General features: G+C 37.8%; 6 protein-coding genes. All 6 read left to right on the top strand.

The genetic code is table 11. The annotated features are described in order from the left end of the window. Nucleotides 1–260: 260 nt before the first annotated feature. The 6 genes from ablB to odhB all read left to right on the top strand — a co-directional run bounded on the left by ablB (nt 261) and on the right by odhB (nt 12,224). Entirely contained in the window at nt 261–1,103 is an 843-nt protein-coding gene (gene ablB / locus N782_RS19375) for a putative beta-lysine N-acetyltransferase (RefSeq protein ID WP_036824304.1), read from the top strand. Between the two features lie 342 nt (nt 1,104–1,445). Continuing rightward, nucleotides 1,446–3,341, top strand: coding sequence for a PrkA family serine protein kinase (locus N782_RS19370; RefSeq protein WP_036824303.1), 1,896 nt, complete (start codon nt 1,446–1,448; stop codon nt 3,339–3,341). A 402-nt stretch (nt 3,342–3,743) separates the two neighbouring features. Beyond that, on the top strand, nt 3,744–5,297 hold the full coding sequence (ppx, locus tag N782_RS19365) for an exopolyphosphatase (protein WP_052111455.1): 1,554 nt from the start codon (nt 3,744–3,746) through the stop codon (nt 5,295–5,297). Nucleotides 5,298–5,576: 279 nt separating this feature from the next. Beyond that, nucleotides 5,577–7,682, top strand: coding sequence for an RNA degradosome polyphosphate kinase (locus N782_RS19360; RefSeq protein WP_036824300.1), 2,106 nt, complete (start codon nt 5,577–5,579; stop codon nt 7,680–7,682). A 389-nt stretch (nt 7,683–8,071) separates the two neighbouring features. Beyond that, complete coding sequence (locus tag N782_RS19355) at nt 8,072–10,930, top strand: 2-oxoglutarate dehydrogenase E1 component (protein ID WP_036824307.1); 2,859 nt, start codon at nt 8,072–8,074, stop codon at nt 10,928–10,930. After that, complete coding sequence (gene odhB, locus N782_RS19350) at nt 10,917–12,224, top strand: 2-oxoglutarate dehydrogenase complex dihydrolipoyllysine-residue succinyltransferase (protein WP_036824296.1); 1,308 nt, start codon at nt 10,917–10,919, stop codon at nt 12,222–12,224. Before N782_RS19355 ends, odhB begins: the two co-directional genes overlap by 14 nt. Nucleotides 12,225–12,721 lie beyond the last annotated feature (497 nt).

The raw sequence follows: 12,721 nt of genomic DNA, 5'->3' as shown, positions 1-12,721 counted from the left end.
AAAACTATTTCATGATTATATCAACAACAAACTTTAACATAGCCTTTTTGTAAAAAAACCAAAGAACGAGTATTCGACATGGATTCGTGAAGATTGTCTGCTATTGTCTAGTTTTGAAAGAGGGCAGGGCTTTTAAGTCTGCACCTAGAAGATAGTATATAGATATTCCGTCAACATGTAGGGATGATGAATGAATTGGGGAAGCTTCCAGACATTTTGGTCGCTACAATGGGAAGACAATAAAAAGGAGAGACACATCCATGGGATCGAATTTTCAATCTGCAAGTGCCATTATGGAAAGAAAGTATTTTGATGTTGAGCCAATCAATAAACGCATCAAGGTGTACAAGCTGCCTGAGGAGATGAATGAGGAACACTTGGAGCAATTGAAAACTGTCGCAAAGGAAGTAGCATGTGATAAAATCATCTTTTATACAAGGTCAAATACAGAAGAGGAAAGCAGGGTTCAACGATTTGGTTCACATTTCGAAGGTGAAATCAAAGGTTTTCTCAATGGTGAGGATGCTAAGATTTATTCATTTTATATAGATCCAATTAGGAACCAAGCGAATCCAGATAATGTGATTTCCCGCATTAAAGAATTGAATCTGAGCAAACCAACCAAGAGAGATGGCTTAGAAGAAGGATATACAATGATTTGGGGAAAAGAAGAGCATGCTGATGAGATGGCTTCTTTATACCGTTCTGTTTTCGATCATTATCCTACACCAATTGGTGATCCGGAATTTCTCATCAAAATGATGAGAAATGACGTTCATTTCTCTTTGATTTACTGTGGAGAAGAGCTCGTTAGTGCTTGTTCGGCCGATATTTTCACCGATTTCAACGCTGCCGAATTCACTGATTGTGCAACCCTGCCGAACCAGAGAGGGAAAGGACTACTATCCTACCAGTACCCGTTTTTGGAAAAGCGTATGAAGGAATTAGGTATTCGGACGATGTTTTCATACACAAGGGCAATATCAATGGGTATGAATATAGTTGCTGCCCAGCAAGGCTTTACATATGGTGGGTGCATGGTTCAAAACAGTATGATTGGTACTGGAATTGAGGATATGAATATTTGGTATAAACAGATTTAAGTTATTTAAGGGATAAAGAACAGTTGTGCTTAGCATTTCTGTATAAATGAGGCTGCGACATAACTAGTAAGATAGAAAAAGGGTTTCGTACATTATTTTTTGATGAGCGGAATCCTTTTTTGTTTTGTACACGCATATACTAAATCGGTCAGTTTATTGTCTCGTAAAATGGATTGCTAGAGCCGCGAATTACTTATGTTAAGAGTCTGATATTGAATAGTTGTAACCTTTATTAGAAACATAATACAAACTTAATCGCCCTTCAACTCATTTTTCTAAAAGACCAGACATAGACTGTACTAATTCAGTAAATTCCCAACACCGACAGGGGAGGTCTAGTGTGTGGATATTTTAAAAAAGATTCAAAGTTATAGGGAAGAAGAAGAAAGTTTGAAGTGGGAAGGTACGTTTGGAGAGTATTTAGATATGCTTAAAGAGCGTCCACATCTTGCTCAATCAGCTCACTCCCGTGTTTACAATATGATTAAACATTCCGGGATTGAAGAGGAAAATGGTAAATTTAATTACAAATTCTTTGATAATGAAATTTTTGGATTAGAAGAAGCGATGGAGCGGTTGGTGGAGGAATATTTTCATCCAGCAGCCAAACGGTTAGATGTACGTAAGCGTATTTTGTTATTGATGGGACCTGTTAGTGGAGGTAAGTCGACGTTAGTTACGTTGCTGAAAAGAGGGTTAGAACGCTTCTCGCATACAGATGAAGGAGCGGTATATGCTATTAAGGGATGCCCAATGCATGAGGATCCTCTTCATCTTATTCCTCATCATCTCCGCGAGGATTTTGCAGAGGAATATGGCATTCGTGTTGAAGGCAACTTATCTCCATTAAATATGATGCGTCTTGATAAGGAATATGGTGGTCGCATTGAAGACGTGAGAATTGAGCGTATTTTCTTCTCTGAGGATAAGCGAGTAGGGGTAGGAACGTTTAGTCCGTCAGATCCTAAATCCCAAGATATTGCGGATCTAACAGGTTCCATTGACTTTTCTACCATTGCTGAGTATGGTTCAGAATCAGACCCTCGTGCTTATCGATTTGATGGAGAATTGAACAAAGCGAATCGAGGTGTTATGGAGTTCCAAGAGATGTTGAAGTGTGATGAGAAGTTTCTATGGCACTTACTTTCTCTTACACAGGAAGGTAACTTCAAAGCAGGAAGGTTTGCGCTCATTTCTGCTGATGAAATGATTATTGCCCATACAAACGAATCGGAGTATCGCTCCTTTATTTCAAATAAGAAAAATGAGGCACTCCATTCGAGAATGATTGTAATGCCTGTTCCATATAACCTGAAGGTGTCCCAAGAAGAACGTATCTATGAAAAAATGATTCGCCAAAGTGATATTAAAGATGTTCACATTGCTCCTCACACATTAAAAGTGGCAGCAATGTTCACGATCTTAACAAGATTAAAAGATTCCACTAAAAACAATGTGGATTTACTGAAGAAGATGCGTTTATATGATGGGGAAACAGTAGAAGGCTTTAGTGATGTAGATGTCGAAGAAATGAAAAATGAACACCATGATGAAGGCATGAGTGGAATTGATCCACGTTATGTCATTAACCGTATTTCTTCTACTATAATTAAAAAAGAAATGACATCAATCAATGCCTTGGATGTTCTTCGCTCCTTGAAGGATGGATTAAGCAGTCATGCTTCTATTTCAAAAGAGGATCGAGAGCGTTACCTGAACTTTATTTCTACAGCTCGTAAAGAGTACGATGAAATAGCTAAGAAAGAAGTTCAAAAAGCCTTTGTGTATTCTTATGAAGAATCAGCGAAGACGCTTATGGATAACTATTTAGATAATGTAGAAGCGTATTGTAATAAAGCTAAGCTTCGCGATCCATTAACAGGGGAAGAATTAAATCCAGACGAAAAGCTTATGCGTTCCATCGAAGAACAAATCGGCATTTCCGAGAATGCGAAGAAAGCATTCCGTGAAGAAATCTTAATTCGAATTTCTGCTTATGCCCGTAAAGGTAAGAAATTTGATTACTCTTCTCACGAACGATTACGAGAAGCGATTCAAAAGAAATTATTTGCTGACTTAAAAGACGTGGTTAAGATCACAACATCTACGAAGACCCCTGATGAGCAACAACTGAAGAAGGTCAACGAAGTAGTAGCCACTTTAATAGATGAATATGGTTATAATTCATCTTCTGCGAATGAATTATTACGTTATGTTGGTAGTCTTTTAAATCGATAATTTAAGAATGAAAGTAATAGCACCCCATTCAGTTTACAACATGAGTGGGGTGCTTATTTGTGTTTGAAAATATAAATTGTGGAGGAGGTTTGTTCATTTGTAATCGGACCCGCACAAATACTTTTGGACATCTTCCAATGGACATATATGCTCTTATTTTCAATAAAAAACCCTCTATTTACAGACTAAAAAGGAATTTATCTCGAATCCAAGTCTTCAACATAATACAACTAATATGAAATAAATACTAAAGAAGAAGGATTAAAGATTAATAAATCGCATAATAATTCTTATTAATTTCGTATTTTTTTAAATGAATCTGTAATGAAACCTTCTACTACTATGCTATAATGAACCCAATTCGATATTAAATAAAGAACAAACCATAAAGGTGTGTTAGCGTTGGGCAAAGAATATTATGCGATAATTGATATAGGATCAAATACAGTTCGACTTGTCATTTACCTTCGTGAGAAAAGTGGACGCTTTCAAGAAATAGAGAACGTAAAAGCTGTTGCACGTCTCCGAAATTACTTAGAAGAAACAAACGTTTTGAATCAAGAAGGTATCGAAGTACTATTAAAGATACTCAAAAGTTTCAAAGAGGTCACAGACACATACGATTTGAATCAAATTATATGTGTAGCGACTGCTACGATCCGACAGGCGGAAAATCAACAAGAGATTATTTCAGAAGTGGAACAGAAAATCGGCTATACTATCCAAACGCTTTCCGAACAAGAAGAGGCTTATTATGGATATCTAGCTGTTGTAAATTCAACCGCTATTGAAGAGGGAATTACTGTTGATATTGGTGGAGGAAGTACGGAAATCACGTATTTTGAAAATCGTGAAATGAAACATTCTCACAGTTTTCCTTTCGGAGCACTAACACTAAAGCAAATGTTTGTGAAAAATGATGTCCCTACGGAAAAAGAAATGCATAAGGTAAGAGATTACTTACGTGAACAGTTTAGTTCACTGCCTTGGTTAAAATCTTGTAATGTACCATTAATCGGTATTGGTGGAAGTGCGCGTAATATGGTTCAAGTGGATCAAGCTCTTAAGAGTTATCCTCTTGCAGGATTGCATCAGTATCGCATGTATGAAAATGATATGGCGTTTATTAAAAATTACTTACTAACCTTATCCTTTAAAAAATTACAAAAGGTTGAAGGACTTACAAAAGATCGTGCTGATATCATCCTTCCTGCTATTGAAGTCTTTCATTCTTTATATGAATACGTGGATTCTTCTTCATTTATTTTGAGTCGTAAGGGGTTACGGGATGGTATTTTTTATGAACAGTTAACCCATGATTTTGGGATATCTGTTTTCCCGAATGTCATTGAAGAGAGCTTTAATGAGCTAGCTGTTGACTTTGATATTGATTACAAACATGTTCATAAGGTTACTGATATTGCTCTTCAGTTATTTGAAGAATTCAGAATGCAAGGTATCGGGCATGTGACCAAAGCTGATGCAGGTTTACTAAGAAGAGGAGCTTTTGTATTTAATCTAGGGGAATATATTGATTCAGAGTCTTCTTCTCAGCATACCTTTTATTTATTAGCTAACCGAACCATCGATGGGTTATTACACAAAGAACGTTTAAAGATTGCTTTAATCGCATCTTATAAAAGTAAGCCTATTTTCAAACAGTACTTATCTCCTTATAAGCATTGGTTTGTAAAAGAAGAACAAAAGAAGTTAAGAACAATAGGAGCGCTAATTAAACTTGCTTTTAGCTTTGATTCCACTAGAAGAAGTATTGTGGATGATTTGCATATAGATATTCACGAAGAAGATATTAATATTACAGCATACTGCAACCAAGAATCCATGCCGGAAGAATACCAGGTAGAGAAACAAAAGAAGCATTTAGAGAAAGCCTTGAAGAAAAAAATTAACGTTGTCTTTCAACCGAATGAACAACTAGAGCATAGTGAAAATTAAAATCAAGCGTCTAACAAACATTCTGGTAAATATCTAAGCCAGAATGTTTTTTGTCAAAAATGAGTATATGGTGTGGTATTAGAAGCTGTATGTGCAAACAGGAAAAAGGGTATAGTTAAAAAAGGAACTTTCAGAGGGACTACATCACAAAAAATCCTACCAAAGCCTCTGTGCTTAACACGGGGTTTAAACAAATTTAATGTTGTCTTTACATTCGCGTTGTACGATAAAGTTGATGCATTTTGTCTCTTACTAAATGAAAGGGTGAGGAGGAACCATATGAACCAAGTAACAGATTTAGGAAACCCTCAATTTTATAATAACCGAGAATTAAGCTGGCTAGCATTTAATGAACGAGTTCTTCAAGAAGCTTTAGATAAACGGAACCCTTTATTAGAAAGATGTAAATTCCTAGCCATATTTAGTTCCAATCTAGATGAATTTTTTATGGTTCGTGTGGCAGGATTAAAAGACCAGGTGAAAGCTGGATTCAATAAACCAGAGAATAAGGCTGGTTTAACACCTAAAGAACAGCTCGCAAAAATCTCCGAAAAAAACCATAAGCTTGTTGATATGCAATATTCAACCTATCAACATGTTCTGAAACCAATGCTTGAGAAAGAAAATGTCTTCTTTGTATCCATTGACGATTTAAATGAAGAAGAACAGAATCTTATGGAGCATTATTTTGATGAGCAAATTTTCCCTGTTTTAACACCTATGGCTGTTGATGCCTATAGACCATTCCCTATGCTTCTTAATAAGAGTATCAACTTAGCAGTAGTGTTAGAAGACGAATTTGATGAATTTGAAAATGAAATTAAAACAGCGATTGTCCAAGTTCCAGCCGTGTTGGACCGTTTTATCGAAGTCGAGAATGAGGACAATGATAATAAAAAACGTTTTATTATGCTTGAAGATGTAATAAGTTACTATATACAAAAGATGTTTAAAGGTTATAAAGTGAAGTCTGTCACTGAATTTAGAATCACACGGAACGCTGATATGACCATTCATGAAGAAGGGGCACGCGATCTTCTTAAAGAAATTGAAAAAGAATTAAAGAAACGTAAGTGGGGAGCAGCAGTTCGATTAGAGATTAAACGAGATCAGTTTGATCCACAAGTGCTTGAATTTTTATTAAATGTTTTAGAAATTCATCGCAAGGATGTATATGAGGTCGAAGGACCATTGGATCTAACGTATCTGTTCAAATTCCACAAAGAGTTAGAGCCTTATCGAGAAAATCTTGTTTATGAAGGACTTATTCCTCAACCACCTAAAGATTTAGGTTCTGAAGAAGAGTTGTTTGAAATTGCTTCTGAACGCGATATATTCTTACACCATCCATATGAAGCATTCCAACCTGTGTTGGATTTTGTTTCGGAAGCAGCAGATGATCCTGATGTGCTTGCTATTAAGCAAACGTTATACCGTGTTAGTGGGGATTCGCCTGTAATAGATGGGCTGAAGCGTGCTGCAGAAAGCGGTAAGCAGGTAACGGTACTTGTTGAACTAAAGGCTCGTTTTGATGAAGAAAATAACGTGCAATGGGCAAAAGAGCTAGAAAAAGCAGGTTGTCATGTTATTTATGGTATGAATTACTTGAAAACCCACAGTAAAATAACGCTCGTTGTACGTAGGAAGAAACATCAGATCCAGCGTTTTGTTCACCTTGGAACAGGTAACTATAATGACCAAACTGCCAAACTTTACACTGACATGGGAATCATTACCTCAGACCGTAAGTTTGGAATTGATGGTACCAATTTCTTTAACTATTTAAGTGGATATACGGAAAAACCTTCTTACCATCATATCTCTATGGCACCTTTTGATATAAAGAAGGATTTCTTAAAGTATATGGATGAAGAAATAGAAAACCATCGTCAGTACGGTAATGGTAAAATTATAGCCAAAATGAATTCTCTAACCGACAAGGACCTTATCATGAAAATGTATGAATGTTCTTGTGCAGGCGTACAAATTGACTTAATTGTTCGAGGAATTTGCTGCTTAAGACCTGGAATCGAAGGTGTTAGTGAAAATATCAGAGTAAGAAGTATTGTAGGAAGATTCTTGGAGCATAGTCGTATTTATTACTTCTACAGTAACGGTGAAGAGAAGATGTTCCTATCTTCTGCTGATATGATGACAAGAAATATGGAAAAAAGAGTGGAACTGCTATTCCCTGTTTATGACCTCCATGTAAAAGATCGTTTGTATAGTATCCTTCAAATTATGTTAGATGATAACATGAAAGCAAGGGTTCAAGATGATCACGGAAATTATCACTACGTCAAGAAACCAGAAGATGAAAAAGAAATTGATAGTCAAATGGAACTCTTTGGGATGGCTTATACCGTGAAAGAAGACGAAGAATAATAATTAGCAGAAATGAGGAAAGTACAAATATACACCATCTGTATATTTGTACTTTTTTTAAATATGATTTGTGGGTCATACATGTATAAGTTTACGTCAACTTTGTTGTGAAAATAGCCATGATGAGGCTTTGCTTAAGCATGTTGAGGGTGAACAAGGCAGTCTAGTTTTTTCATGTTAAGGGATACATAACAACCTAAACGTTCATCATTTTTCATGAAAAGTCGTTCTTTTCTATCACATATTTCTAATTTTTTGTTTTTTCTTTTAAAAAACTAGGGTAAAGTAGTTGAAGAGTGAAACGGAAAAAAATTATAATAGAAGATGAGTTTGCAAACGGTTACTTCAAAGAAAGCGAACTTCTATTGGGGGTAGTAAACGTGTCGAATATGATTAGCGGTTCCAATACTAATATTTGGGAACAATTTCATGGCCCCAACATGGGGTACATTGAAGAGCAATACGATTTATACTTAGACGACCCAACTAAGGTCGATGCATCATTAAAAGAGGTTTTTGATAAATATGGCGCTCCAGATTGGATGCAAGGTCAAGGCGGACAAGCTGTTGAGCAAGGGGCATCTTCTGGAGATATTAAGAAGGTTACCTCAGCTATGAAATTGGTTGAGGCTATTCGTCGTAATGGGCATCTAGAAGCCAATATTTACGCTATTCCACCTCAAGAGGAGAGATATTCTTCTTTATTGGATCCAGAATCCTACGGCTTGTCTGAGAAGGATTTGGAATCAATACCAGCTAAATGGATTTGGGAAGAAGCCCCAAACCATGTGCAGAATGGGAAACAGGTCATTCAAGAGCTGAAAAAGTACTACGCTGGTAATATCTCATTTGAAGTGGATCATGTTCATAATGACGAAGAGCACAATTGGATTCAACATAAAATCGAAACAGGTGCTTACCAAGTATCTTTAGATAATGACAGAAAGAAGGAGCTATTAAATCAGCTAACCGAAGTGGAAGGTTTTGAGCATTTTCTAGCGAAAACATTTGTTGCTCAAAAACGTTTCTCTATTGAAGGGTTAGACGTGATGGTTCCAATGCTTGATTATATGGTACGAGCTTCCTCTGAGGATAAGATGAATGACATTATGATGGGGATGGCGCACCGTGGTCGCTTAAATGTGTTAGCACATATTTTAGGAAAACCTTATGAGAAGATTTTCTCGGAATTCCACCATGCTCCAAATAAAGAACTTGTACCATCTGAAGGTTCAATGGGGATTAACTATGGTTGGACTGGAGATGTAAAATATCATTTTGGTGCTAGTCGTGATGTGAAAAATGGTCAAGAAGAGCGTTCCACAAGAGTTACTCTAGCGCACAATCCATCTCACCTAGAATTCGTTAACCCAGTAGTAGAAGGGTTTACTCGTGCCGCACAAGATGATCGCAGTGAGCGTGGAGACGTTACCCAGGATACTGGGAAAGCATTTTCCATTTTGATTCACGGAGACGCAGCATTTCCAGGTGAAGGTGTCGTAGCGGAAACATTAAATATGAGTGATTTACCAGGTTATCGTGCTGGTGGTTCTATTCATATCATTGCCAACAATCTATTAGGCTTCACCACAGGTCAAAAGGAAGGACGTTCTACTCGTTACGCCAGTGATCTTGCTAAGGGATATGAAATTCCAATTATACACGTAAATGCTGATGATCCTGAAGCGTGTTTATCAGCAGTACAGTTGGCTTATGAATATCGTCAGAAGTTCCATAAGGATTTCTTGATTGATCTTGTCGGATATCGTCGATATGGACACAATGAAATGGATGAACCACGGGGAACACAGCCTTATCTATATCAACGCATTGACCAACACCCAACTGTAGCTACTCGATATGCTAAACAGCTACAAGAGGAAGGGACAATCAGCGAAGGTGAATTTGATCAGGTAAAAGAAACAATCGATCAGAAGCTGAAAGATATTTATGAGAACATGAAAGAAAATGAAACGGGTGAGCGGGATGTTAAGAAGCTTCCTGAAGCGGTAGAAAGTAAGCTTGAGGATATCGAAACAGCCGTACCGTTAGATCAATTAAAAGAATTAAATAAAGGCTTACTTGAGCGTCCAGATAACTTTAATGTATTCCGTAAGCTAGAGAAAATTTTACAACGACGTGAAAATGCTCTTGAAGAAGGGAATAAAGTGGATTGGGCACTTGGGGAATCACTTGCATTTGCTTCTATACTTGCTGACGGAAAACCAATACGTATGACTGGACAAGATAGCCAACGTGGTACATTTGCCCACCGTCATCTTGTATTGCATGATGTGGAAGATGGTTCTACGTATTGTCCAATGCATGGGTTAGATCAAGCTCAAGCTTCATTCTCGATTCATAATAGTCCTCTAAATGAAACAGGTGTGTTAGGCTTTGAGTATGGATATAGTGTCCAAGCGCCTGAAGCACTTGTTATTTGGGAAGCACAATATGGTGACTTTGCAAATGCTGGTCAAGTTATTATAGATCAGTTCATTTCAGCAGGACGTGCAAAATGGGGAGAAAAGTCGAGTCTTGTCATGTTGCTTCCTCATGGATATGAAGGACAAGGACCAGAGCACTCCAGTGCAAGGTTAGAGCGTTTCTTAACATTGAGTGCCGAGCATAACTGGACTGTTGCCAATGTGACCTCTGCAGCTCAATATTTCCATCTGTTGCGTCGTCAAGCTGAAATCGGAGACCGTGATGAAGCTCGTCCGCTAGTATTAATGTCTCCAAAGAGCTTAATACGAAATCAGCGAGTTGCTTCTGATGGTAAGTTATTAAGTGAAGGTAAGTTTGAACCATTACTTGAGCAACCTGGACTAGGAAAGAATGAAGAGCAAGTAACTCGTATTGTCATTGGTAGCGGAAAGATAATGGTTGATATAGAAGAAGCAATTGATGAAGAAAAGGATAAAGATTGGGATTGGTTACACGTACTTCGTGCAGAACAAATTTATCCATTCCCTGATCGTCAGTTACAAGAAACTTTAGAGCGTTATCCTAATGTGAAAGAGATTGTTTGGGTCCAAGAAGAGCCAAGAAATATGGGTAGCTGGGATTTTGTGAAAGAAATTCTTTATGAACTACTTGGAGATGACCAAGAACTAAGTTACAGTGGTCGTCCTCATCGATCTTCTCCAGCCGTAGGAGAACCAAATATCCACAAAACAGAACAAAATAGAATCATTCATGAAGCGTTGAAGCTAAACAAAGGAGGAGATACCAATGAAGGAAATTAAAGTACCAGAGCTTGCTGAATCTATCACAGAAGGAACAATCTCAGAATGGCTAGTAAAAGAAGGGGACTCCGTTCAAAAAGGCGATCCCATTCTTGAATTAGAAACAGACAAAGTAAATATTGAGGTAAACTCTGATTATACAGGTGTTCTTGCTGAAGTACTTAAGCAAGAAGGAGAAGATGTAGAAGTTGGAGATACGATTGCGAAGGTAGATGAAAACGGTGAAGCTGGTGGCTCCTCCGAAGAGAAAGAAGAAAGTTCTGAACAAGCTTCTAATGATGAAAAAGAAGGTCAGAAGCAAGAGCAAGCAGAAGAACAACCATCTTCTGAACAGAAGCAGGAAGAAACAAAAGCTGCTGATAAACAGGAAGAGAAAAAGGACCCTAATAAAGAAGTGGTAGCTTCACCTGCTACTCGTAAAAGAGCACGTGAGCTAGGCATTGACTTAAATACTATTCATTCTAATGATCCATTAGGCCGCATTCGTCCAGAAGACGTTGAAGCAGCAGCAAAACAAACAGAAGAAAAGCCAAAGAATGAAAAGAAAGCTGACAAAAAAGCTGATAAGAAGTCAGAGAAAACAGAGTTTGATAAGCCTGTTGAGCGTGAGAAAATGTCTCGTCGCCGTCAAACTATCTCTAAACGTTTGGTAGAAGCACAGCAAACAGCTGCAATGCTTACAACGTTTAATGAAGTTGATATGACAGCGATTATGGAACTTCGTAAAGAACGTAAAGACCAATTCCAAGAAAAGCATGATGTGAAGCTTGGTTTCATGTCCTTCTTTACAAAAGCAGTTGTCGGTGCATTAAAAGAATTCCCATTATTAAATGCGGAGATTCAAGGCGACGAAATTGTAAAGAAACAGTTCTATGATATCGGTATGGCCGTCTCCACTGATGAAGGTTTAGTCGTACCTGTAGTTCGTGATGCAGATCGTTTAGGTTTCGCAGGAATTGAAAAAGAAATTGGCCGTCTTGGCAAAAAAGCTCAAAAGAAAGAACTATCTCTAGATGAGCTACAAGGTGGTTCCTTTACAATTACAAATGGTGGTATTTTCGGATCTATGCTTTCTACACCAATCTTGAACACACCTCAAGTCGGTATCCTTGGAATGCACAGTATCCAGAAACGTGCCATGGTTATGCCAGACGATTCAATCGAAGTTCGTCCAATGATGTACATCGCATTATCCTACGACCACCGTATCGTAGACGGTAAAGAAGCGGTACAATTCCTTGTACGTGTGAAAGAAATGTTAGAAGATCCTTATAATCTTCTTCTTGAAGGATAATATGATTAATACAGAGAAGATGCCCTGTCACAGGGCATCTTCTTTTTTATTGCTTAGCGAAATTATAAAATTCAATGCTTGTGTATAACTAAAAAAGTGATGTGGCCACGTCCAACTCCAGCGCCCAGCGACTAGCAAACTTCCTGCTCCTCCTTACGATAAGTCAACATCGAATCGCTTCCGCTCTTCGTGTTTCCTTTATCTCATACGGCTTCTTCGATTAAAATCGCTACGTCACGTAGCAACATCGAACCAACCCACGTCGTGTGGGCCGCAGCATATACATCGCTAGCAGGGCGCTTGCGCTTTTGTTCTGGAATTGTAGGTTAATGCTTGCCACTTGGTAAGTTTTTATTAGGGAGTTTCAAAATCTAATCCCAGTATGGTTTTTGTGATGATATATTCAAGATAAGAGGCATAATATTGAAGACTTGGACTCGAGATAATTTGGGCTAGAGGGGTGTTTCCGTTGCTTTAGATGGTATAAAGGTGGCCTG

Source organism: Pontibacillus yanchengensis Y32 (assembly GCF_000770635.1).
GTDB lineage: Bacteria > Bacillota > Bacilli > Bacillales > BH030062 > Pontibacillus > Pontibacillus yanchengensis.
The sequence above is the reverse complement of the archived record's forward strand: the minus strand, read 5'-3'. Positions and strand labels throughout refer to the sequence as shown.